The 23,496-nt window shown below is 42.2% G+C and carries 21 protein-coding genes and 1 tRNA gene; 7 read left to right on the top strand and 15 right to left on the bottom strand.

All coding sequences use genetic code 11. From position 1 onward, the window contains the following. Positions 1-383 precede the first annotated feature (383 nt). The 7 genes from Q1B03_RS16875 to Q1B03_RS16845 form a co-directional block, all read right to left on the bottom strand. Positions 384-1,400 (bottom strand): ABC transporter permease, encoded by a 1,017-nt coding sequence (locus tag Q1B03_RS16875; RefSeq protein WP_299743934.1) that lies wholly within the window; start codon positions 1,398-1,400, stop codon positions 384-386. Between the two features lies 1 nt (position 1,401). Continuing rightward, positions 1,402-2,277, bottom strand: coding sequence for an ABC transporter permease subunit (locus Q1B03_RS16870; protein ID WP_299743931.1), 876 nt, complete (start codon positions 2,275-2,277; stop codon positions 1,402-1,404). A 146-nt stretch (positions 2,278-2,423) separates the two neighbouring features. Continuing rightward, positions 2,424-3,245 carry a Cof-type HAD-IIB family hydrolase gene (locus Q1B03_RS16865; protein ID WP_299743929.1) on the bottom strand — a complete coding sequence of 274 codons (822 nt, stop codon included), beginning with the start codon at positions 3,243-3,245 and terminating at the stop codon, positions 2,424-2,426. A 95-nt stretch (positions 3,246-3,340) separates the two neighbouring features. After that, complete coding sequence (locus Q1B03_RS16860) at positions 3,341-4,798, bottom strand: sucrose-6-phosphate hydrolase (protein WP_299743927.1); 1,458 nt, start codon at positions 4,796-4,798, stop codon at positions 3,341-3,343. Further along, a complete protein-coding gene (locus tag Q1B03_RS16855; RefSeq protein WP_299743924.1) occupies positions 4,795-5,754 on the bottom strand; it encodes an aminoimidazole riboside kinase in 960 nt (319 codons plus the stop codon). The genes Q1B03_RS16860 and Q1B03_RS16855 overlap by 4 nt, the downstream gene beginning before the upstream one ends. 84 nt (positions 5,755-5,838) lie before the next feature. Then, positions 5,839-7,212, bottom strand: a complete 1,374-nt coding sequence (locus Q1B03_RS16850) for a sucrose-specific PTS transporter subunit IIBC (protein WP_299744043.1) — start codon at positions 7,210-7,212, stop codon at positions 5,839-5,841. Between the two features lie 203 nt (positions 7,213-7,415). Next, positions 7,416-8,240, bottom strand: a complete 825-nt coding sequence (locus Q1B03_RS16845) for a PRD domain-containing protein (protein ID WP_299743922.1) — start codon at positions 8,238-8,240, stop codon at positions 7,416-7,418. A gap of 134 nt (positions 8,241-8,374) precedes the next feature. Here Q1B03_RS16845 and Q1B03_RS16840 point away from each other — a divergent pair, with 134 nt between their 5' ends. Further along, the gene (locus Q1B03_RS16840) at positions 8,375-9,118 is read left to right on the top strand and encodes an SIS domain-containing protein (RefSeq protein ID WP_299744040.1); all 744 of its coding nucleotides are present in this window, start codon (positions 8,375-8,377) and stop codon (positions 9,116-9,118) included. Positions 9,119-9,163: 45 nt separating this feature from the next. On the opposite strand, the gene Q1B03_RS16835 is transcribed toward Q1B03_RS16840, so the two are convergent. Beyond that, a complete protein-coding gene (locus Q1B03_RS16835; protein WP_299743919.1) occupies positions 9,164-9,889 on the bottom strand; it encodes a GntR family transcriptional regulator in 726 nt (241 codons plus the stop codon). Between the two features lie 140 nt (positions 9,890-10,029). Further along, on the bottom strand, positions 10,030-11,412 hold the full coding sequence (gene nagE / locus Q1B03_RS16830; RefSeq protein ID WP_299743916.1) for an N-acetylglucosamine-specific PTS transporter subunit IIBC: 1,383 nt from the start codon (positions 11,410-11,412) through the stop codon (positions 10,030-10,032). Between the two features lie 230 nt (positions 11,413-11,642). On the opposite strand from nagE, the gene nagA reads away from it, so the two are divergent. From nagA to Q1B03_RS16815, 3 genes are all read left to right on the top strand, one after another. Next, positions 11,643-12,851 carry an N-acetylglucosamine-6-phosphate deacetylase gene (nagA, locus tag Q1B03_RS16825; RefSeq protein ID WP_299743913.1) on the top strand — a complete coding sequence of 403 codons (1,209 nt, stop codon included), beginning with the start codon at positions 11,643-11,645 and terminating at the stop codon, positions 12,849-12,851. Beyond that, positions 12,838-13,587, top strand: coding sequence for a glucosamine-6-phosphate deaminase (gene nagB / locus Q1B03_RS16820; RefSeq protein ID WP_299743910.1), 750 nt, complete (start codon positions 12,838-12,840; stop codon positions 13,585-13,587). The genes nagA and nagB overlap by 14 nt, the downstream gene beginning before the upstream one ends. Positions 13,588-13,763: 176 nt before the next feature. Beyond that, positions 13,764-13,836, top strand: a tRNA-Ala gene (locus Q1B03_RS16815). Between the two features lie 95 nt (positions 13,837-13,931). Here Q1B03_RS16815 and Q1B03_RS16810 read toward each other — a convergent pair. Then, entirely contained in the window at positions 13,932-14,627 is a 696-nt protein-coding gene (locus Q1B03_RS16810) for a glycoside hydrolase family 16 protein (protein ID WP_299743908.1), read from the bottom strand. A 290-nt stretch (positions 14,628-14,917) separates the two neighbouring features. On the opposite strand from Q1B03_RS16810, the gene Q1B03_RS16805 reads away from it, so the two are divergent. Continuing rightward, positions 14,918-15,469 carry a GNAT family N-acetyltransferase gene (locus tag Q1B03_RS16805; RefSeq protein ID WP_299743905.1) on the top strand — a complete coding sequence of 184 codons (552 nt, stop codon included), beginning with the start codon at positions 14,918-14,920 and terminating at the stop codon, positions 15,467-15,469. Between the two features lie 52 nt (positions 15,470-15,521). Further along, positions 15,522-16,514, top strand: coding sequence for a TrkA family potassium uptake protein (locus Q1B03_RS16800; protein ID WP_299743902.1), 993 nt, complete (start codon positions 15,522-15,524; stop codon positions 16,512-16,514). On the opposite strand, the gene Q1B03_RS16795 is transcribed toward Q1B03_RS16800, so the two are convergent. The 3 genes from Q1B03_RS16795 to Q1B03_RS16785 all read right to left on the bottom strand — a co-directional run bounded on the left by Q1B03_RS16795 (position 16,507) and on the right by Q1B03_RS16785 (position 20,068). Beyond that, positions 16,507-16,914: a YugN-like family protein gene (locus Q1B03_RS16795; protein ID WP_044338095.1), complete on the bottom strand. Its 408-nt coding sequence runs from the start codon at positions 16,912-16,914 to the stop codon at positions 16,507-16,509. The two genes, Q1B03_RS16800 and Q1B03_RS16795, sit on opposite strands and share 8 nt — an antisense overlap. A 92-nt stretch (positions 16,915-17,006) precedes the next feature. Next, positions 17,007-18,356, bottom strand: coding sequence for a glucose-6-phosphate isomerase (locus Q1B03_RS16790; RefSeq protein WP_299743885.1), 1,350 nt, complete (start codon positions 18,354-18,356; stop codon positions 17,007-17,009). 548 nt (positions 18,357-18,904) lie between these two features. Beyond that, on the bottom strand, positions 18,905-20,068 hold the full coding sequence (locus tag Q1B03_RS16785) for an iron-containing alcohol dehydrogenase (protein WP_299743882.1): 1,164 nt from the start codon (positions 20,066-20,068) through the stop codon (positions 18,905-18,907). Positions 20,069-20,268: 200 nt separating this feature from the next. Here Q1B03_RS16785 and Q1B03_RS16780 point away from each other — a divergent pair, with 200 nt between their 5' ends. Further along, entirely contained in the window at positions 20,269-20,502 is a 234-nt protein-coding gene (locus Q1B03_RS16780; protein ID WP_044338099.1) for a DUF378 domain-containing protein, read from the top strand. Positions 20,503-20,596: 94 nt separating this feature from the next. Here the strand turns inward: Q1B03_RS16780 and Q1B03_RS16775 are convergent, their stop codons facing one another. Then, positions 20,597-21,988 carry an aldehyde dehydrogenase gene (locus tag Q1B03_RS16775; protein ID WP_299744037.1) on the bottom strand — a complete coding sequence of 464 codons (1,392 nt, stop codon included), beginning with the start codon at positions 21,986-21,988 and terminating at the stop codon, positions 20,597-20,599. A 222-nt stretch (positions 21,989-22,210) separates the two neighbouring features. Continuing rightward, positions 22,211-23,455 (bottom strand): Glu/Leu/Phe/Val dehydrogenase, encoded by a 1,245-nt coding sequence (locus Q1B03_RS16770; protein WP_148970825.1) that lies wholly within the window; start codon positions 23,453-23,455, stop codon positions 22,211-22,213. Positions 23,456-23,496: the final 41 nt, after the last annotated feature.

Raw genomic sequence — 23,496 nt, 5'->3', positions numbered from 1 at the left:
TTAGAACATGTATGACTGAAAGTTTATTAAGAATTTGTTTAGCAAATGTAAATTCATTTGAATCAACAACGAGTATTATAACAAAAAATAATTTCATGTGTATAACAATTTGTTGTGAATCGTAACAAAAATATTTCATGAAAATTCGACATTCCGTAACAAACAAGGCAGGAAAGCTTGAGCTGTCAAGGCTTTGTCCATTTTGAACAATTCGTGAACGCCCCATACTTTCCCAATCCTGTGGATATATATACTAAAAATGTTAATAGTGATTTAAGATTGTTTACTCAATGTAAACTTATTCCCCGGAATCCATTTAATCAAACACAAAAAACGATGAAATTTTTACCATATCAATCATCTTGCTTCCTATACTATTATGCTCAAATCTTTTTCATTTTTACCCTTTGAAACTCAGCCTGTCCCGGTTGATCAGGTTTCTTAGTTAATGGACGATAGGCTGATTTAAATTTCTTCCTATAGTAGGATTGCCCGCTATTGGATTGGACATATCCTTCGATCATCAACGAGACCGATAACATTGTTGCCGAAAAGAAAAGAATCGGTGTCAGTGGAACCCACGGTGCTCCCTGAAGGTACCTGAAGGAGTCCCCGATCATTCCCGACCATTCATAGGTGATGGATCTTGGAGGGTCATTGATCAATTGATAGTCTACATCGGTTCCACCAAGGAACAGGGTTAATAATCCTAAATGAATAAAAATGATAAGAGCTTGCATGAATTGCTGACCCAGCAAAATGACAAGCTTCTCTTTCATCCCGGGCAGAATGTGTTTAAAGATGATTCGCCACTTTCCTGCACCCAGAGTTTTCGCGCTCATGATAAAGTCTTGTTTATAAAGCAAAGAGACTTCATTGCCAATCAGAGCTGACAATATGGGCACAATAAGTAAGGTCAAGATCAGTATCTCAAGGATGAAACGTTCCACAATCGAATTAGGAAAACCTTCAAACGGTTCCCAAAGGATCGGTTCCAACAAAAAATACGCGAGGATCGTCAAGGGGATGTAATGGAAAGAATCAATCCAGCCATTAACGTACTTCTTATACTTCACAAGAAACGTCCCAAGGACCAACCCGAGTGGGATCGCTAAAAACACACGTAAAAAGGCGATCACTAATGCCGTTAGAATTGTATACTTGGCACCAATAATGATTTTTCCGAGCATGTCAAGCCCCAGGGGGTCCGTTCCAAATGGGAAAGACCATTTTGGTGAAATTGGAGAAGATTCCACTACAACACCCTCAACAGAAATAAAATACAATCTCCGCACTTCATTCCCCCACATAATTGAATAGACAAAACTGGAGGTAAGCATGAATGCGATAAATGTAAATCCAATAAGAAAGATCGGGTTCTTCCAAACATTTTTCTTCATATTATATTTCCTCCCCCTTATTGGCTTTTTTAGAAAGGACCATTTCTCCCAACGTGTAAAAGACAAACAGAGGAATGAATATAGAAAGAATGGCGATTGTAAACATTTTCGGCTGCAGAGTCGACATTAAGAAACGAGTTATCCCCGTTATATTAAATAGGAGCTCCAGCACAAATAAATTGGAGAGCATAAACCAGACGGTCTTCTTTGATTGAAAGAACACGGAAACGACAGCGTTTCTTAAAATATGAAACGTCAATATCACCAGTTTCCCCAGTCCAATGGATCGAGCCAGGGTCACATAGTCTTTGCTTTCTTCACTTTCAAATGAAAGAATCGAAATCCTGAACAGCTGAACTGTAGGTAAAATCGCCAATACGAGCACAGGTAATAGAAATGCGCGTTCAGTGGCGACTGATGCAATTTCAAAAAACAGGATGCCCGTTTGCTTATACAGGGAGAGTACAAATAACTGCGAAAGCAAAATAACCAGAACATCCGGCATCGATTCGATCAAATAAAGGGTGAACTTGATTCGGTCTCTGTTTCTTTGAGAAAACAACATGGTGAGGATCGTGAGGAGAATACTTAAGAAGCATGCCAGAAGAAAAGCAGAAAACAAAACGAGTAACGAATAGGAAATCGGGTCCCATATATAAGGAAATAAATCGCGTTCCAGCTGCCCTCCGATAATGATATAGGTTAAATCCCCCGGATGAAACAAGGCATAAATGATATCTTTAACAGATTGCACATATGCCTGCAACCTCAATTCACGATGACCTATTCCTGAAAGGAGCACGGGCAGTCCGCCTATTAAAATAATGCCTATGATTGATAAGAAGAATTTGAGTAAAATACCACCGATTACTCTCAATGGATTGTCCCCCTGTAGGAATGATTAGTTTTAATAGTATCATAGGACGGTGCATATTATACATTATTTTCCTGTTTTTTCACAATTCCCTATACTCCTTAAAAAAATGACCGAAATCCCCTAAAAGGACTTCGGTCGTTTCTTCTTTACACTCTCGAAAGTTTATTCAACACAAATTTTTCAACGACTTCCGCTACTCCGTCCTCCATATTAGAGGCCGCAACGTAGTCCGCTTTTGCTTTTATATCCTGAGGAGCGTTGCCCATGGCGACACCCAGCCCTGCAAATTCGATCATGGCAAGATCGTTGTAGCTGTCCCCTATGGCAATGACCTCTTCCGCTTTAATGCCCATCGGCTTGATCAGATAGTCGAGGCTTGCTCCTTTTGTCACTCCAAGCTGTGTAAACTCCAAGAAGAATGGTTTGGAGCGCATCACACTCAGTTCACCTTCCAGTTCGGTTTGAAGTTTTTTCTCGACTTCCACCAATCGATCGGCTTCTTTTAACATGAGTGCCTTCACAACAGGCTCCTTAATTGCTTCTTTAAAGTTCGGAACCACCTTTACAGGCAGCCCTGTCAATTCACTTTCAATAGAAGCATATTCACTTGTTTCTTCTACGACAATCGCATCATCAGCATAAGTCAGAATCCCTACATCTTCCCGTTTACTCAAATCATATAAGCGATGAGCGGTTTCGGCTGATAGAGTTCGACTGTATTTCTCTTCGTTTGTCTTGCAATCTATTATTTTCGATCCATTGAAAGAAAGAATATAGCTTCCGTATCGGTCCAGCTTCAGTTCTTTTGCAACCCACTTCATCCCAAACGTGGGGCGGCCGGATGCCAGGACAACTTTCACTCCAGCTTCCTGCGCTTGAAGTAAAGCATCTTTTGTACGACCCGAAATCGTTTGGTCATCTCGTAATAATGTATCATCTAAGTCCAGTACAATCATTTTATAAGTCATAATGAAAAATCCTTTCAGGAAATCTGATTTATATTATCTTACTATAACATCTATCTTTTAGTATGAAAAAGAAAATAGACCACCGAATCGGCAGTCTATTTCAAGTTTACATGGTCCAGATCCCATTTTCTAATGGTAAAACCAGCCTGGTTTGAAGCTCCGAATACTACAGCATCAGTGTTTGGTGATGGATAGAACCGGGCTGTAAACGTTTCTTCTCCTCCATTTATAAATACTTCAATGGAAGAAGTGTCGACAAAAACTCTTAATGAATTCAATTTCTCCACTTTACATTGCCGCTTCTCTACCACTCCATTTACATAGCTTTTGCGCTCAAGAGTCACCATCTGTTCCCCGATAGAATAAACGAGTCTGCCTCCATCTCCAATGGAAAGATCAAACCACCCTTCAGATAAGGACAAATCCTCGATCTCCAATTCAAACGCTTTTCCGTTTACGCCACTGAGTTCGCGGCATTCTTTATCCAATTCAACCTCGTGTTCTATAGCTTCTCCGGCTCTTAAATCCCGCAATTCTACAAGAGGAACCTGTCTCACCTTACCGTTCACAAGCTTCAGCTCACGAGGCAAGGTCATTGTATGAAGCCATTTATGTTCAATGGTGGGATGATCCTGTTCATTTTGATCTGGTACACTCATCCAGGCAAATAGAATACGGCGGCCCTTGTCATCGATTGTCGTTTGTGGTGCATAGAAGTCGAAGCCGCGATCCAATTCTTCGAAATCGCCATGTTCAAACCTTCCTGCAGCTGAATCAAAATGTCCGGCAACATAGCCTGCCTGATACACATTTTGATACTTCATTCCGGAAGCTTCTATTCCCTGCGGCGAGAAAATTAGGATGTCCTGATCTTCTAACCTGAACAAATCGGGACATTCAAACATATAACCGAAGTCAGCAAGTTTGCCCACGCCTCCACCTGCAAGGACGCTCCGATACTCCCAATCAATTAGATCATGCGATTGCAACATAGCGACTGCTCCTTTTAACTCTGTCGTCTGTGCACCTACAACCATAAAAAATGCTCCATCCTGTTCCCACACTTTTGGATCGCGGAAATGGGCGGTAAATCCTTCCGGCAAGTGAACGACGGGACCTTTTTTGTCAAAATGAATACTGTCTTCCGAGAGTGCTAAGCACTGATAGGATTCCCGATTCCCTTCCTTGTCCTTCACGTTCCCTGTATAGTACGCATAGATTTTCCCGTCATGCTCGATGGCACTTCCGGAATAACAACCATTTTTCTCATACCATTCTGCAGGCGTGAGGGCGATGTCTTCATGCGTCCAGTTCACTAAGTCCCTTGACGAGTAATGCCCCCAGAACTTCGCACCATGTCCTGTTTTAAAGGGCATCCACTGGTAATATAAGTGATAGACCCCTTTGAATTGGATAAATCCATTCGGGTCATTCAATAGTCCCACAGGTGGCATGAGGTGATAATGAAGGCGGTAGGGATCCTGCTCTACAATACCCTTATGCTTTTCCATTTCTTCATATACTTCTTGTCGAAGCTGTTCATCTTTGGTCATCGTATCTCACCTTTCCTTAGATGATGGTTTACTTCTTCTAAAGTAGGTAGAGCCGTCATCGCCCCTTTTGTTGAGGCAGCAAGTGCACCGGATATGGCTGCAAACCGGGCCATGCGGGCTGCTTCTTCTATTGATAAGGATTCAATATTCCCTTTGTATTCATGTAGAGAATAGAGAATCCCGGATACAAACGCATCCCCGGCCCCGGTTGTATCCACTGCTTTCACCTTCATGGCAGGTACGTACTGTCGAGCATCTCCTACATACACAATGCTTCCTTCTGCCCCCATCGTGATAATCAAGAAAGGAATATTGTATGATTTTAGTTTCGCTACCCCTGCTTCAATCTCTCTTTCACCAGTAATAAATTCGAGTTCTTCCTCAGAAATTTTCAAAACATCCGCTTCAGATAACATGCTCTTAATCGTTTCTCGGGCATTTTCCTCAGAATCCCATAATCCTAATCGTAAATTGGGATCATACGAAACCAGTAAACCATTCTCTTTCGCCACTTTCACAGCATGTTGCGTCGCTTCTTTCGCCGGAGAGCTGATCATGGAGATGGAACCAAAGTGAAGGATTTTATGGGAAACGAAATCCTCTTCGTCTATATCATTTACTTGGAGGAATCGGTCGGCACTCGGATCAATGTAAAAGTCAAAGCTGCGCTCTCCGTCTTCTCCATTGGTTACAAATACCACTCCCGAACGGACATCAGGAGTTAAAAGCATTTGATTGGTCCGAACACCATATTCCTGAAGAGTCTCTTGCAGGAACCTCCCTAATACATCAGCTCCCACTTTCCCTAAAAAGGTAGATCTCGCGCCTAATCTAGCAAGTCCAACAGCCACATTGGCGGGAGCTCCTCCGGGACTTTTTTGATAGGTAGTATTTTGTTCATCTAAAGGGATGAAGTCTATCAGTGCTTCTCCCAGTGAGATAATTCCCTGTTTCATATCGAGTTCCTCCTCGTTCCATTCGCTTCTACTTTAAATATAGCAAATCCTTACTAGTCAGGTGACTAGTAAGGATAAAGATTTCTATTTTGCTTCTTCTTTCCAACCCAGTAATAAGGTTGCTGCAAATGCGCCTGCTACAGCGATGACAAATCCGATACCATAATTAAGTGGGTCTTGAGCGATCGCAAACATCGGAATACCCGTCAGTCCAATCCCGTTGGCCATCACTTGAGTGAATACCACGTAAGCTCCTCCAAGTGCTCCACCGATGGCTGCTCCAATAAACGGGCGGCGATACTTTAAGTTAACCCCGAAGATTGCCGGTTCTGTAATTCCCAGGAAAGCTGAAACGGCTGCAGGTACAGCAATTTCCTTCGTTTTCTTATTTTTCGTTTTAAAGAAGACGGCGAGTGTTGCCCCACCTTGTGCAACGTTGGCCATTGCCCAAATTGGCAGCAAATAGTTTCCGCCGATGTTTGATAACAGCTCAGCTTCAATGGCATGAAAGCTGTGATGAACACCTGTTAATACGATGGTTGAATACAATCCACCGAAGATCAGTCCCGCTATCGGACCGGCTGTATTGTATACAACATCGAGAACCGTTGTGATTCCGTTACCGAGGACTCTTCCAAGTGGTCCAACGATAAGCAGGGCGGTAAATCCTGTGAAAATGACCGTTAAGAACGGTGTCACCAACAAATCAACGGTATTTGGTACAATTTTGCGTAAGCTTTTTTCAATCTTCGCCATTAAGTAAACGGTTAATAGTACAGGAATAACCGTCCCTTGGTACCCAAGCATTTCAACGCCGAATCCGAAGAAATCAAGAGTGTCCGGCTGGGCATCGGCAAGACCCCATGGATTCAGTAATGCCGGGTGGGTCATGATCCCCCCGATGACAGCACCTAAGTAACCATTCGCGCCAAATTCTTTCGCTGCACTCATCCCGATCAAGATCGGTAAAATGATGAAGGCAGCAGAAGAGAACATGTCCAGCATCACGAATAGACCGCTTTCAGGATCTACCCATTTATACGTTCTCATCAGACCAAGGAGCCCCATTAACATACCAGCCGCTACGATTGCAGGGATGATGGGTACAAATATGTTTGACAATGTACGTGCAAAACGGGCAAATGGGTTCATCTTCCGTTTGGCTGCATCGCTGTGAGACTCCCCCGTTGGTGACCTATCTTCAACTGATGCTCCAACAAGAGGGCCGAAATGTTCAAATACTTTGTTTACATTCCCTGTCCCGAATATGATCTGGAACTGACCGGAGCTTGAGAATGCCCCCTTCACACCATCCAATTCCTCGATGGCGCTCTTTTCTATCTGACTTTCGTCGTCAATCACGAGACGCAGACGCGTCGCACAATGAGTAGCGCTTACAACATTATTCTTTCCGCCCAATAACGGGACAAGCTGTTCTGCCACTTCACGATAGTTCATCATGAATCCCTCCTGTTTCTTTGAAAATATCAATAAAAAAAGACCTAGTACCCTTAAGAGAATAGAGGTAGGTCAAAGAGAGACGCTTACCATTATCGTCTTAAAGATTCTAGGTCTTGCCTGCATGATCAGTAACAATCCTACTGTATGAAATTGATGAGTTCATTCTACAATATGAAAACGGTACCGTCAACCATTTACTTTTACTTTAAGAGGCGCTCTATGTGCAGCGCGATATACGCAACCTCTGAAGGAGGGAAGTCAATGTTGTATTCTTCCTGAAGATATTTTGTGATTTCCTTTGAGCACTCATAAGCCCTTAGGTATTTCATCTGAATGAGTTCAAGCATGTCTTCATCGATGGGATCAAACTGGTCTCCCTGCTCAATCCGATTTAGCGCAAAACGGAGATGGGTGATCAATCGTTGATAGTTGATGCTCGACTCTTCTACTTCTATGGAAAGAATCGATTCTACCTGATCGACAAAATCCCTCAGGATCGTTGCATGCTTCAACGTTTCACTCATGGAAGGGGCATCCATCTTCGCCGTATGAATATGAAGGGCAATATGAGCCGCTTCATCATCAGGGATTTCGATCCCGAGTTTCTCCCTTATCTCTTCTTTAGCCCATAGCCCAACTTCATATTCCTTTTTGTAAAGCAGCTTGATTTCGTTCAAGAGCTTATTTTGGATGGGGATTCCTTGCTGCAGTCTCTCAAGTGCAAATGACAGGTGATCCGTCAGGGCTATATGGATATGATCGCTAAGAGGGGCATTTAAATGTCCCTCTGCATAGCTGATGATGTTTTCAGCGATCTCAATATGTTCCTCCGGCAAGGTAGCCAGTAGCTGCTGGAATTTCTCCGAGGATTGTTCATGAAGGACAAAGATCTTTTCAATTTTGTTCTTGGGAATAATATCATTTCGCTTCTTTTGAAAAGCAATCCCGCTCCCCATCACAATTTTCTCCTGCGGCCCGTCCACCACTACAACAGCATTGTTGTTTAAAATTCTAAAAATACGCATATATGTCCTCCGTACAGTTCATTACTCCTTATGTTACCACGATTTAGCGTAAAGATAACATGTAAAGTGTGTAGACTAAAAATTTTCATGAGGAATATGATATGCTGATAGAAAAAATGAAAGCGGGAAAAATAATGATTTCTACATACTTTGAAAAAATCCAGGAAAAGTTACATGTTGTGCAAACCATTGAAGCTGACAAAATGTCTGTGCTTGCCGGGAAGATTTCTTCTTCCATTCAACAAGATGGCATCATCCAGCTCTTCGGATGTGGTCACTCCCACATCCTCTCTGAAGAGGTATTCTATAGAGCAGGTGGACTCGTTCCGATCAATCCGATTTTGATAGAGCCACTCATGCTTCATGAAGGAGCCGTGCGATCTTCTCATTTAGAACGAGCGAAAGGGTATGCGAGTGAATTCATGAATGCACAAGATATTCAGCCCCATGATGTGGTGGTTGTTCTCTCCACTTCCGGAAAAAATCCCGTTCCAATCGATGTTGCCCTTCACGCGAAGGAAAAGGGTGCTTATGTTGTATCCATCAGTTCCTTTGACTACGTGGAGAAAGAAACATCCAGACATCCCAGCGGAAAATTTCTTAGTGAAGTAGTGGATCTTGCCATTAACAATCACTCTATCGTCGGGGATGCAATACTGACCGATGAACGAGTGGCTGTTCCATTCTCTCCCTCTTCAACCGTCGTCGGGGCGGCGATTTTGAATAGCGTTATGGCTGGTGCCATAGAAAACATGGTGGAAGAAGGATACGAGCCGCCTATCTTCATCAGCGGAAACGTGGATGGTGCAGATGATCATAACAAGGTGTTAATTGAGAAGTATCATAAGCGTATTCCCTTGTTAACGAAAGGATTATAGATAAAAAGAGTAGGTGCCCTTTATAAATAAGGCTCCTACTCTTTTTTACAGTCTGTCCAAGTTAATTTTAAACTTATATTTATCAGCTCGATATATAGATCGCACCAATTCAAAAGGAGTGCCGTCCTCCAGGAATGAATCGCGTTGGATGAGCAGCACCGGCTCACCGCTCTTGACCTTCAGATGCTTCGTATCCGCTTCGGTCACAATCGCCGCTTCCACTGATTGAGTGGCATGGCTGATGTGAAGGTTTAGCTCACCTTCAATATAATGATACAGGGATTTTTCCAGTATTTCCTGATTCAATCCAGGAAGAAGCTTGACTGGGATATGACTCGTTTCCAGGGCCATCGGTTCGCCGTTTGCAAGGCGAATTCGCTTCATAGTATACACAAGCTCTTCTTCCTCTAATGAAAGAAGTTCCTGTATATCCTCCCCTGCCGGAGAAATTTCGAAATGCAATAATTTATTTCCTGGCTCTAAACCGCGACTCTTCATGTCTTCGCTAAAGCTTGTTAACCCTTGAAGGCTTTGTTCAATCTTCCGGTGGGAGACGAATGTTCCCCGCCCTTTTTCTCGATATAACACATTCTTATTCACAAGATTGGTGATCGCCTGTCTCACGGTCATTCTGCTGATTTTAAATGCTTCAGCAAGCTCCCTCTCAGAAGGCAGGGCATCCCCTGGTTTTAGCTCTTCAGACTGTATTAAATGTTTAAGGTGCTCTTCTAACTGATAATACAAAGGAAGAGGAGAATTTTTATTAACCACGAACGCTTCTCCTTTCGAATTAAACGATTTATCTTTTATTTTAGTATATACACCCTGTTTATAACAGACAATTATCCGAGGTCTATATGAAAGTGGCAGACGATTTTGTCAAAAACGACAAACCCGTCTGCTCTCTCCATTTATTTTAACTTTCTTAACTCATCGGCAACAAATTCCACATCAGTCCCGACAATGACTTGAAGGTTTTTGTTGTTTACCTTCATCACACCTTTAGCCCCGTGTGCTTTTAACGCTTTTTCATCTACAAGTGCGGCGTCATTGATCTGTAATCGTAATCGTGTGGCACAGTTATCGATCACTGCCAGGTTTTCTTTCCCGCCAAGATCCTTCAGGAAATGTTCAGCCATTATTTCATATTTACTATTTCCACCTGAATTCTCATCTGCTACTACCACATCTTCATCATCTTCACGACCCGGAGTTTTCAAATTAAACTTCTTGATCAAGAAGGTGAATAGGAGGAAATAGATGATTCCATAAAGAATGCCTACCCCTAATAACAGCCAAGGTTTTTGACCGATATTGAAATTCAAGATGTAATCGAAGGCACCTGCTGAGAAACCAAAACCGTGATGGATCCCAAGTAGGTATGTGATGACCATTGAACTTGCCGTTAAAACCGCATGAATTCCATAAAGAACAGGAGATAAGAACATGAAACTGAATTCAATCGGCTCAGTGATCCCTGTTAAGAATGAAGTAACTGCTAATCCGATTAACATACCAGATACATTTGCACGCAGATGTTTTTTGGCAGTCACAATCATTGCCAGGCAAGCTGCCGGAAGACCGAACATCATGATCGGGAAGAATCCGGTTTGGAACGTTCCAGCTGTTGGATCCTTCGCAAAGAAACGCGGGATGTCCCCCTTCACGATTTCTCCTGCTGCGTCTTTAAATGTTCCAAATTCAAACCATACAAGTGTATTTAACACGTGATGCAGCCCGACTGGAATCAAGAGACGATTCAACAGGCCAAACACACCTACTCCCGTTGCACCTGCACCGATGATCCATTCACCGATGGAATTGATCCCGCTCTGAATCGGAGGCCAAACGATTCCAAAAACACCTGCGAGTATAACCATTGACGCAGCAGTTACAATCGGAACGAAACGTCTGCCTCCGAAGAAGCCAAGCCAGGCCGGAAGTTTAATATCATTAAAACGGTTATATAATAAACCTGCCACGACCCCGGAAATGATTCCACCGAAAATCGCCATATTGGCATCAGGGTCAAGGGCTTTTAAACCGCCCGTTAACACCAAATAACCGATGGCACCCGCCAGACCAGCCGTACCATTACCATCTTTCGAAAATCCGATTGCCACCCCGATGGCAAAGATTAAAGCTAAATTTTTAAATATGGCATCTCCTGCTTCAGACATGAACGCGATTCCCAATAAATCATCCTGACCTAAGCGCAGCAATAATGCAGCTGCAGGCAGAACCGCGATTGGAAGCATGAGCGATTTACCGATTCTTTGCAAGAAACCTAACATACTATCCTCTCCTTTTGTTTCAAGTGAAAGCGTTTAAGCAAAACACATCATATCATTAAAAAGGAATAGATGTCTATACCAATTTAACGATTGGAACTTATTGTTCAGTAAGTTAGAAAAGTTCCCCACCAGTCTGAATTGTAAAACATTTATTATAACTCTAACTGGTATAGACATCTATACTTTCTGGTGGTATTGTAGAATTGTAAAGTATTCAAGGAGTGATTTCAGTGACCTCAAATACAAAAAAACTACTTATCTTGGATGGTAACATCTATGCAGAAGATACAGTTTATGAAAAAGGATTTATCAAAATAGAGAATGGAAAGATCACCGAAATGGGTGAACGTTCCCAGTTAACCGATTCAGAAGAGTATAAAGTGATTTCTCTTCCCCATGGGTATAGTGTTATCCCAGGAATGATAGATATTCATATTCATGGAGTAAATGGCGCAGACACAATGGATGCAAAGCGAGAAGCTCTTGATACGATGACCGGGACACTTCCGAAAGAAGGAACAACCAGCTTCCTTGCAACAACCATGACAGAAGGATCCGATGCAATCGAAAAAGCATTGAAGGCAACCGCAGACTATATGTCAAAGCATCAAAGTGATGGTCAGGCAGAAATTCTCGGCATTCATTTAGAAGGACCGTTCATCAATCCGGACAAAGCAGGAGCACAACCTCTCAATCGAATCCAAAAGCCAAGTGTTGACATATTTAAACACTGGCAGGCCCTATCTCAAAACCATATAAAATTAGTCACTCTCGCTCCCGAACTTGATGATGACCATGAATTGATCCGTTATTTAAAAGAGAATGGGATTATCTCTTCAGTAGGCCATTCCAATGCAACATTTGATCAGGTCGGTAAAGCCATCGATGCCGGCTTGTCCCATGTGACCCACTTGTTCAATCAAATGTCAGGACTTCATCATCGTGAGCCCGGGATTGTCGGTGCTTCCTTCTTACGACAGGAATTAATGGTGGAATTGATTTCAGATGGAATTCACGTTCGACCAGAAGTGATTCAATTAGCATTCAATCAGATTACAGATGAGCGACTGATCCTCATCACTGATTCCATGAGAGCCAAATGCTTGAAAAATGGTCAGTATGACCTTGGCGGACAGATGGTGACGGTTAAGGACGGGAAAGCTTTATTGGACGAAGACACTTTAGCGGGAAGCGTATTGAAGATGAAAGACGCATTTACGAATATCCAGGAATTTACTACGGGTGATATGAGAAGTGCGATCAAAATGACCGCTGAAAATCCGGCCAGACAATTAAATGTCTTTGATCGAAAAGGAAGCCTTGCTCCCCTGAAAGATGCAGACATCGTCATATTAGACGAAAACAAAGACGTATACACAACGATATGTAAAGGAAAAATAGCCTATATTCGAGAGGATGATACTCATGAAACTAATTGAAGTGAAAGACTACCAGGAGATGAGTCAAGTCGCTGCAGACTATCTATTATCCAAGGTAAAAAAAAGTAAAAACGTAACACTGGGTTTAGCCACAGGCGGAACACCACAAGGGCTTTACGAGGTGCTGATTCATGATCATCAACAAAACGGAACGTCTTATCAATATGTATCGTCCTTCAACCTGGACGAATACATCGGCCTATCAGGTAAACACCCTAACAGCTACTACCATTACATGAATGATAACCTATTTAAACACATTGATATAGATTCAGAAAACACCCATATCCCTTCAGGAAAAGCAGCCGACCCCGCAAAAGAATGCGAAGCGTATGATGAAAAAATCCGCTCCCACGGGGGGATCGACCTTCAAATACTAGGGATCGGAAGCAACGGACACATCGGGTTCAATGAACCAGGTACATCGTTTGAATCCAACACTCACATTGTTGAGCTTGCAGAGTCTACACGTGAGGCTAATGCCCGTTACTTTGATTCAATCGATGACGTTCCGACACATGCTATTACCATGGGAATCTCATCGATCATGAAGAGTAAAGAAATTCTCTTACTAGTTTCAGGCGAGGCTAAACAAGCGGCGATGAAAAAGTTAGTTGAAGGCAAAATCTCAGAGGACTTCCCTGCTTCTATTCTGAATCAGCATGATCATGTAACGGTGATTGCCGATGAAGAAGCTCTGGCACTAGTGAAAGGGTTAGAGTTGTTGAATAGATGAATGGATGAAGATATGGAGTGATTAAGTTTGGTCCGTGTCTTTGAGAGCGGCGAACAATGGTTCGTCGCTATTTTTTTTATAATTGTTGGGATATTTATAGATTAAAAAGAAGAATATTATAAAAAAGGATTGACGAAAGCTATGTATATTTCTTATAATAAATCTTGACCGATCACGGGGCATTAGCTCAGCTGGGAGAGCGTTTGGCTGGCAGCCAAAAGGTCAGCGGTTCGATCCCGCTATGCTCCATACCGAAATAAGATGGGGAAATCTTGTATACAAGATTTCCCCATCTTATTTTTATTATCTTGTTTTTGCTATAGCTTTGATCTCACACTAAACGATTAGTTAGCAAGTGGTATAAACTGAAACTTAGTTATCACAATTTCTGTTTCCTTTTGATTCAATGGAGCCCTTCCTCCAAATAACCATAAGTTAATGTCTACTTTTTCGTTTTTGGTATTAGGAATATCTCCTCCTCTATATGTCCATTCCTTGATTCGATACCATTCTATTGGACTTGGTAGTTTTGAATAATGTCCATGAAGGGAAAGAAATTTAATGGTTGTTGGAGTCCATAAAAAACTATGGGTTGAATAGTTTCCGCTTAGAGACGTTTGAAATTGAATCATATTCCCCGCCTTTGTATAGGGCTGAACCACGTACTGAGAATTTGGTCCTTTTGGATTTCCCCATTTCGCAAATTCAATGTCAATTTCCCGATAATTATTCGCAGCAGCATCCGCAGAAGTACCATCATATGTGAATAATCCCAAAGTTATATTTGGATCCAATAGATCCGGGCGACCATCCACAAAAAATCGGTACGTTCCATAACCAAGGGTTTGCGTGTTATATACTTCAGCACAGTACCACTTATTGTTTCGTTTTGTTATTTTCAAATGCAATCTTCCCGCACTGTCTACCCATACATTTTCGGTACTACCTGAAAAATAATTCGGTCCGGGACCCCATTTGTTAGTTGAAGAATTTTTCACATTCCAAGTATAGCCACTCCACTTAATTGTTCTATTATTCAATTCTATTCCTCCGATATATTAAATTTTTTAATATATCATATGTATAACCTGTCACAATGAATGTAATAAACTTTGTATACAAACTAACGTTTATACTTAATAGATTTCTAGATCCATGCTGAGTAAGAATATTGTTGGCAGAATAAAGCGACCATCCTTCATAGAGTTTATCCGGCCCCTTTCCCATTCACTTTTGCCACAATACTTTTTGAAGTGTACTCAATCAAAATTCATTATCCTCGATCCGGCACTTCCGTGATATACTTTCATGTACAAAGGGGTTGAAAATAATGGAAAAATATCCAGTATTCGAAACGGAGAAATTAACACTAAGACAACTCACAATGAAAGATGTAGATTTTCTTTATGAGCTATACACGTCCGAGGACGTTCTCCGCTATTTTGGCATGAGTCCGATTGAATCGAAAGAAGTGGCTGTCAGTATGGTAGAGAACTACGAAAAACACCTTGAAACAGGCGGTCCCATGCGCTGGGCGATTGTGGAGAATACTAGTGACAAAATGATCGGTACATGCGGATTCCACGCCATTTCCAAAGCCTATAAACGCTGTGAAATAGGTTATGACTTGAGCCCCGGCCACTGGGGTAAGGGCATCATGGGAGAGGCACTCTCCCCTTTACTTACCTATCTGTTTACAGATAAAGGAATGAATCGTGTAGGGGCAGTGATCGTCCCATATAATAAAGCTTCTGCAAGAGTGATTGAAAAGCTTGGTTTCAAACAGGAAGGATTACTCAGAGAATATATCCTTCAAGATGACCATAAATATGATGCTTACATGTACAGCTTGTTAAAGAAAGAATGGCTTTGTGAGTTTTAGAAGAACCTGAATGGGCAATAATGGTCAGTGCAGATGAAAAGGAGCTGGTAGAATGGTACAGCAGATGTTTCAGGGGTTTTTGCGCTGGCCTTTAGTTGTTCGGATATTTATGATTGCGATTACGCTGATGCTCTCGTTTGGAACGATTATTCATTTCATCGAGCCCGATACCTTCCCTTCCCTATTCGATGGGATCTGGTGGGCGATTATTACGACTTCCACTGTTGGGTATGGGGATTTTGTTCCCTCATCGTTTGAAGGCAGACTGATTGGCATTATTCTCATCTTAGTAGGTGCCGGTTTTCTTTCTACTTATTTTGTCACCCTTGCAGCAGAAACGGTGATGACACAAAATGCATATTTGGAAGGGAGAGCTGCGTTCAAGGGGAAAGAACATGTTGTAATCGTAGGATGGAATGAACGGACGCGTGAAGTGATTAACCAACTAACATCCCTGCAGTCCCAATGTGATATCATCTTGGTCGATGAAACCCTTCAAAAGAATCCATATAGCAATAACCGTATTCATTTTGTGAGGGGAACCCCTTTTACAGATGCGATTCTAAAAAAAGTAAATCTCCATCAAGCATCGATCGCCATCATTACCGCTGATCAAAATAAAGATGAGAAAACGGCAGACATGAATTCTGTCCTGACTCTTCTCGCCATTAAAGGGAATCACCCTGAATTGTATACGGTCGTTGAAATTCTCCAGAAGGATCAAGTGGCCAATGCCAAACGTGCTGGAGCCGATGAAGTAATTCAAACGAATATGCAAACCAGCTACGTGATGATGAACAGTATCATTTCTCAAGGGATGTCTAAGACGATATTAAAGCTTTTGAACCATCTTAAAGGAAATAATCTGAAGCTGATCCCTGTTTCCGATGAATACATCGATGAAAATTTTCATTCATTGAGTGCACATCTTCTGAAGAACAATATTATCTTATTGGGCATAAAAAAAGGAGAAATCACGACTGTGAATCCTCCTTTGACGACTTTGATTGAAGAAAATGATGAACTGCTTGTGATCTCTAACTAGAGAACAAAACGTTCTCCAGCTCTTTTACAAGTTCTTTCCCGACTTCAATATATTCTTCCGGGAAGCTTGCATCGGGATCTTGTGGTTCAGAAAATTGATTGACAGAGCCTGAAAAGGTTCCGGTTGATGCGTAATCGTCCAAGCCACGCTGGTATTTATGAGAGAGAAGGAACGGTTTACCGAATTCAACCGTGGCCCCCCTTGAATCCAATTGACCGTCAACAGACGTAAACGGTACTCTCAAATACTGGTAGCCAACTTCGTCATCAATTTTATAATCGAAATAGCCGTGATCATAATCCCAATTTCCACCTATCGAATATCCAAGCGGTTTTAATAGCTGTTCAAGCTTATACAGTTGGTAATGCTGTCCTTCAATGCTAGATGAAAGCTCAATCACGTGGATCCATCCCCTTTCTTTTAGGGATAGTTTCTCCTAAAGTAAAAGAAAAATGTAAAAAGAGCACTGAGATTTCCCTCAGTGCTCTTTCCTTATTTAAGACGTTTCACAAGCTCCGCTTTCTTCTCTTCAAAGCCTGGTTTTCCAAGAAGGGCGAACATATTCACTTTATATGCTTCCACGCCCGGCTGGTCAAATGGATTTACACCCAGCAGGTATCCACTCATCGCACATGCTTTCTCGAAGAAGTACACCAGGTATCCGAATGTGTATGCATCCATTGCAGGAATTTCCACGATCAGATTTGGTACGCCACCATCTGTATGGGCAAGCAATGTCCCTTCAAACGCTTTGTTGTTTACAAAATCCACTGTTTCACCGGCTAAATAGTTTAAACCATCCAGATCACTGTCAGCCTTCTCGATTTTCAGCTCATGACGAGGCTCTGAAACCTTGATGACCGTTTCAAAAATGTCACGGCGTCCTTCTTGAACATATTGTCCAAGAGAATGCAGATCCGTAGAGAAGTTAGCTGAAGAAGGATAAATTCCTTTTTGGTCTTTCCCTTCACTTTCTCCAAACAGCTGCTTCCACCATTCAGAAAAGTATTGTAACCCAGGCTCATAGTTAATGAGCATTTCAATTGTTTTCCCTTTATTATATAGGGCGTTACGGACCGCTGCATATTGATAAGCAGGGTTTTCTGTAAGCTCGGATTTGCCGAAATCTTCACGCGCCTGTGCAGCACCGTTCATCATTGTCTCGATTTCCACTCCGCTTACAGCAATCGGAAGCAGCCCAACTGCTGTCAGAACAGAATAGCGGCCTCCGATATCATCAGGAACAACAAATGTTTCATAGCCTTCGTCAGATGCCAGTGTTTTAAGGGCACCCTTCGATTTATCCGTTGTCGCATAGATGCGTTTGCGAGCCTCTTCCACCCCGTATTTTTCTTCCAGCATTTTACGGAAGATACGGAAAGCAATCGCTGGTTCAGTCGTAGTACCGGACTTCGAAATCACATTGATGGAGAAATCTTTTCCATCAAGGAGATCCATTAAGTCTCTCATATACGTGGAGCTGATGTTTTGTCCAACGAATAATACTTGTGGAGTTGAACGCTTTTCTTTCGGCAGGGCATTGTAGAAGCTGTGGTTCAGCATTTCAATCGCTGCACGGGCTCCCAAGTATGATCCACCAATACCGATTACAAGAAGCACATCAGAATCATTTTTAATTTTCTCTGCTGATTTCTGAATGCGGGAGAATTCTTCTTTGTCGTAATCTACAGGGAGGTCGATCCATCCAAGGAAGTCGTTTCCTGCACCTGTTTGTTCATGTAAAGAATGATGAGCAACCTTTACGGCATCACTTAAGTATGTAAGTTCGTGTTCTCCAAAAAACGATAACGCTTTTGAATAATCAAAACGAATGTGTGTCATAACCATCCTCCGATTAAAATATTTTCTTCTATCTCACTTTATCGAAAGCTGACTCGAGAATCAAGAAAGCTCCCCTTATGTAAGCGTGTGCATTAAAAACTTTTTTCAACCACAGTTCTCACCAGCTTATAATTCCCTAATTATGGGTCAGCAAACCAAAAAGAGGGAGGGACCTTCACGTGGTCGGTCCCTCCCCATTAAGACCAGGAAAATCGGAGTCGGTTCCTTACCTGAATGGGTGATCATTAACGATGAGGCGTTGTTTGGGTCAGAAGAGTAATGATTATATCGTGAAAATAGACGGATGGAATGCAAACGGCATGAAAAATAAGGGAGTAATTTGAGTAAGAATCTTAAATCCGGCCGAAACGGAATCGAATCCGGCCGTTTTGTTGAAAAATCCGGCCGAAATGGTTCAGAATCCAGCCGTTTCACCCCTTAATCCAGCCGAAATCACAAAAAATCCAGCCGATTAGCTATATTTTCCAACTCTCACGCAAGAAGAGGGGCGGACCTTGTTCACCAAGGTCCGTCCCTCCCAATACTTATTATAGTGATGCTCTCAGAATCGCAAGAACGTCGTCTTTATTCAGTTTATTGAAGTTACCGAATTCGCCGTTCACCATCGCTTTGTCTGCCATCAATTCAAGTTGACTGTCGTCGATATCATAGTCTGCCAAGCGGGACGGGGCACCGATGCTCGTCCAGAATTCACGAAGCTTTTCGATTCCTTCCAGTGCCACTTCCTCTTCTGACTTACCGGCAGGATCGACATTGAATACTCGTTCTGCCAGTTGAGCAAATCGTGCAGGATTCACTTTCAGGTTATGCTTCATCCAGTTAGGGAATAGAATCGCGAGTCCACCTGCATGTGGGATGTCGTATACGGCTGACACGGCATGTTCAATGTTATGGCTTGCCCAGTCACCGTTGTAGCCCATTTGCAGTATTCCATTAAGGGCAATTGTTCCAGAGTACAGAATCGTCTCACGAAGCTCATAGTTTTCAAGATCATTGATCAACTTCGGAGCTGTTTCGATAACCGTAGTCAGAACGGATTCACACATACGGTCTTGAAGTGGTGTGTTGGTTGCATTATTGAAATACTGCTCAAACACGTGACTCATCATATCCACCATACCGTAGATTGTATGATCTTTCGGAACTGTGAACGTATTTTCCGGATCCAGGATAGAGAATTGCGGGAACGTCACCGGGCTGCCCCAACCATATTTCTCATTCGTTTCCCAATTCGTGATAACAGATCCTGCATTCATTTCAGAACCGGTCGCTGCAAGAGTCAGGACGGTACCGAATGGAAGAGCTTCTTTCGCAAAAGCTTTCTTGGTTACAAGATCCCATGCATCTCCATCATATTTTGCACCAGCAGCAATTGCTTTTGTACAGTCGATGACACTTCCGCCGCCGACAGCTAATATAAATTCAATATTATTTTCTTTACTTATCTCTACACCTCTTCTGACTGTGGAAAGGCGTGGATTCGGTTCTACTCCGGAAAGCTCGAATACTTCGCTGTCAATATCCTTCAATACAGACATTACCTGATCGTATAACCCATTACGCTTAATGCTTCCGCCACCATACACGACAAGCACTTTTTTACCGTATTGAGGTACCAATTCTTTCAGTTGTTCTACTTGTCCTTTTCCAAAAATCAATTTGGTTGGATTGTAAAAAGTAAAGTCATTCATTTGTTGTTACCTCCTTGTATTTTATAAGGGCCGAACTATTTCGTTACCCAAAATGTCTTCAACACATTTCCTATTATCGAATATATCATCCCCAAAATGCAAAGAACTTGCACATGGAAATTTTGTTGCAGTCAATCTGAATAGGAATAATTGCAATGGGAAACTTATAAATGAGCCATTCAAATAAGGAGGAAAACAACATGAGTGCAATTCAACGCATTGCTTTGGTTCTTACCATCATTGGTGCTGTGAACTGGGGACTTATAGGCTTCTTTCAATTCGATCTTGTTGCAGCCATCTTTGGTGGTCAAGATGCCGCTCTATCCCGTATCATTTACGGCTTAGTTGGTATTGCTGGTCTAATTAACCTTGGACTATTATTCAAACCAACGGAAGAGCTTGAAAGAGAACCTCATACTGAACCAACAAGATAAATGATGCTCAAACAGCATCAAAATTAACGAGGATTACACTTTGATCCTTCGCTTAACAGTTCAAAAAGGTGACCCATTCTTTGGGTCACCTTTCTTATTTCAGTAACTTCTTAATGATCTGCATGCCAAATCTTCCACTTGGATAACGGAAGCTTAAGTCGAACTTCGTCGTCTGCTTTAAGATGCTTTTATAATGTGAGAAAGTTGAGAAGCTTGATTCCCCGTGATAATTCCCAATCCCACTCTCACCTACTCCTCCGAAAGGAAGATATGGTGTAACGATGTGCATGAGTGTATCATTCACACAACCGCCGCCGTAGGAAATTGATCCGTTAATTCGCTCTTCGGTGACTGGATTGCTCGTGAACAAATATAGAGCCAGGGGTTTCGGTCGCTCTGTCACAAATTCAATGACTTCATCAAGCTCCTCATATTCTATGACTGGGAAAATAGGGCCGAATATTTCATCCTGCATCACCGGTACAGTAAAATCTCTCGGCTTCATTAAAGTGGGTTCAATTTTTAAGCTCCCAGCATCTACATTTCCCCCTAAGAGGATTTCTCCATCTTCCAGGTAGCTTGTTAAACGATTGAAATGACGCTCATTGACAATCCGACCAAATTTTTCACTCTTTAATGGTTCTGTTCCATAAAACTCAATAACCGTTGTCTTAAATTCAGTGATAAATTCATCTAGCTTGCTTTTATGAACAAATAAGTAATCAGGTGCAATACACGTTTGCCCGGCATTTGTCACTTTACCGAAGGCGATGCGCTTCGCAGCCAGAGGGATATCCGCCGTTTCATCCACGATACACGGGCTTTTCCCACCCAATTCAAGAGTGACAGGTATCAACTGTTTTGCCGCTGCTTCCATCACCACTTTTCCAACGGGAACGCTTCCCGTAAAGAAAATATAATCAAATGGCTGTTTTAGAAGATGCTGCGTCGTTTCCACTCCACCTTCAATCACGAAAAGCTGTCTTGGGTCAAAATGAGTATTGATCATTTCCGCTAATAATGCCGATGTAGTAGGAGTTAATTCTGACGGTTTAATAATGGCTGTATTCCCCGCTGCAATCGCTCCAATGACAGGGGCTAGTGCAAGCTGGATTGGGTAATTCCATGGTGCGATGATCAGGGTAACCCCGTAAGGCTCCGGCACGGTATAGGCTTTAGAGCCAATATGTGTTTTCGCCGTTTTGACCTTTTTAGGTTCTGCCCATTCGTCGATATTCTTCAGAACAAATCGAATTTCTTCAAGCAGGATGCCGATTTCTGTCGCATACGTTTCCATCTCTGATTTATTTAAATCTCTTTTCAATGCATCGATGATTTCTGCTTCATGATTTTTTATGACTGCTGAGAATTTCTCTAACAAGTCTTTTCTATATTGAATTGGCCGGGTAACCCCTGACTTGAAAAATCGCTTATGCTTTTGAAGTGCTGATTCAACCGTTTCAAGAGAAGCTTCCTCGATAATCATTTCAGTTGACACATGAATCCCTCCGAATCTTTAATGTTTAATAGTTTAAACATAAGAACATTAATATCGTACGACGACTTATGCTTATTGTCAATTTTAATGATTTTACCCAGAATCGATGCTCTCTAATCATTTCGATACAAATAGAAAATTCCTTTACAAACCGAAAAAAAAAACGCATTCCCAATAAATTGAGAACACGTTCTTTATTTTATGCGATCGTTACACCCAACCTCTGAATCTGGAGGCTTCAGCCATTTTGCGTGCGCCGACCATGTATGCGGCGAGTCGCATATTCACTCGACGATTCTGAGATGTTTCGTATACATTGTTGAAAGCTTCGACAAGTTTAGCATGAAGCTTCTCGTTTACTTCTTCTTCCGTCCAATAATACCCTTGGTTGTTCTGAACCCATTCGAAGTATGAAACCGTAACTCCACCCGCACTTGCAAGTACGTCCGGTACAAGCAGGATTCCTCTTTCAGAAAGAATTCGAGTTGCTTCAAAGGTAGTCGGACCGTTTGCAGCTTCTACCACAATGGATGCTTTAATATCATAGACATTCTCTTCAGTGATTTGGTTTGAAATCGCTGCTGGAACAAGGATGTCACACTCAAGCTCCAATAATTCTTTATTTGAAATCGTGTTTTCAAATAGAGTCGTTACTGTACCGAAGCTATCGCGACGATCTAATAGATAATCAATATCCAAACCTGCCGGGTCATGAAGGGCACCATGGGCATCAGAAATGGCGATGACCTTCGCACCCGCATCGTGCATGAACTTCGCCAAGAAACTTCCTGCATTTCCAAAACCTTGGATCACGACGCGTGCACCTTTGATGTCGATGCCACGTTTCTTTGCAGCTTGGTCAATACAGATTGTAACACCTTGAGCCGTTGCCTTTTCACGACCTTGGGAACCACCAAGAACAATCGGTTTTCCTGTAATGAATCCTGGTGAGTCATTTTCACGAAGACGGCTGTATTCATCCATCATCCAAGCCATGATTTGTGAGTTTGTGTACACATCAGGTGCTGGAATATCCTTTGTAGGACCCACAATCTGACTGATGGCACGAACATAACCGCGGCTTAGCTTTTCAAGTTCAGTGAAAGACATCGTTCTTGGATCACAGATGATCCCGCCTTTTCCTCCACCGTATGGTAAATCAACAATTCCGCATTTCAAGCTCATCCACATGGATAAGGCCTTTACTTCCTCTTCATCTACTTCAGGATGGAATCGTACCCCGCCCTTGGTAGGTCCGACTGCATCGTTATGTTGTGCACGGTAGCCAGTGAATACCTTGATACTGCCATCGTCCATTCGAACCGGGATTCGAACGGTCAACATACGAATCGGCTCTTTCAGAAGTTCATACATTTCTTCCGTATATCCTAGCTTAGATAAAGCATCATTGATGACATGCTGTGTAGAAGTAAACAGATTAAGGTTTTCTCCCATTGTAAACATTCGCCTCTTTATTATGTGATCTGAAACGTTGT

The sequence above is a fragment of the uncultured Rossellomorea sp. genome (genome assembly GCF_947488365.1).
In the GTDB taxonomy this organism is placed as follows: domain Bacteria; phylum Bacillota; class Bacilli; order Bacillales; family Bacillaceae_B; genus Rossellomorea.
The sequence above is the reverse complement of the archived record's forward strand: the minus strand, read 5'-3'. Positions and strand labels throughout refer to the sequence as shown.

Bases quoted from the DNA above. Each gene is read 5' to 3' on its own strand.
- Q1B03_RS16845 (WP_299743922.1), bottom strand. From the start codon at position 8,240: ATGCGTATTTTTAGAATTTTAAACAACAATGCTGTTGTAGTGGTGGAC.
- Q1B03_RS16785 (WP_299743882.1), bottom strand. From the start codon at position 20,068: ATGAATGACTTTACTTTTTACAATCCAACCAAATTGATTTTTGGAAAA.
- Q1B03_RS16865 (WP_299743929.1), bottom strand. From the start codon at position 3,245: ATGACTTATAAAATGATTGTACTGGACTTAGATGATACATTATTACGA.
- Q1B03_RS16850 (WP_299744043.1), bottom strand. From the start codon at position 7,212: ATGAACTATCGTGAAGTGGCAGAACAGCTTGTCCCGTTATTGGGCGGA.
- Q1B03_RS16775 (WP_299744037.1), bottom strand. From the start codon at position 21,988: ATGATTATCGAGGAAGCTTCTCTTGAAACGGTTGAATCAGCACTTCAA.
- Q1B03_RS16840 (WP_299744040.1), top strand. From the start codon at position 8,375: ATGATTTCTACATACTTTGAAAAAATCCAGGAAAAGTTACATGTTGTG.
- Q1B03_RS16875 (WP_299743934.1), bottom strand. From the start codon at position 1,400: ATGAAGAAAAATGTTTGGAAGAACCCGATCTTTCTTATTGGATTTACA.
- nagB (WP_299743910.1), top strand. From the start codon at position 12,838: ATGAAACTAATTGAAGTGAAAGACTACCAGGAGATGAGTCAAGTCGCT.
- Q1B03_RS16780 (WP_044338099.1), top strand. From the start codon at position 20,269: ATGAGTGCAATTCAACGCATTGCTTTGGTTCTTACCATCATTGGTGCT.
- Q1B03_RS16855 (WP_299743924.1), bottom strand. From the start codon at position 5,754: ATGAAACAGGGAATTATCTCACTGGGAGAAGCACTGATAGACTTCATC.
- Q1B03_RS16770 (WP_148970825.1), bottom strand. From the start codon at position 23,455: ATGGGAGAAAACCTTAATCTGTTTACTTCTACACAGCATGTCATCAAT.
- Q1B03_RS16800 (WP_299743902.1), top strand. From the start codon at position 15,522: ATGGTACAGCAGATGTTTCAGGGGTTTTTGCGCTGGCCTTTAGTTGTT.
- nagE (WP_299743916.1), bottom strand. From the start codon at position 11,412: ATGTTAGGTTTCTTGCAAAGAATCGGTAAATCGCTCATGCTTCCAATC.
- Q1B03_RS16790 (WP_299743885.1), bottom strand. From the start codon at position 18,356: ATGACACACATTCGTTTTGATTATTCAAAAGCGTTATCGTTTTTTGGA.
- Q1B03_RS16805 (WP_299743905.1), top strand. From the start codon at position 14,918: ATGGAAAAATATCCAGTATTCGAAACGGAGAAATTAACACTAAGACAA.
- Q1B03_RS16860 (WP_299743927.1), bottom strand. From the start codon at position 4,798: ATGACCAAAGATGAACAGCTTCGACAAGAAGTATATGAAGAAATGGAA.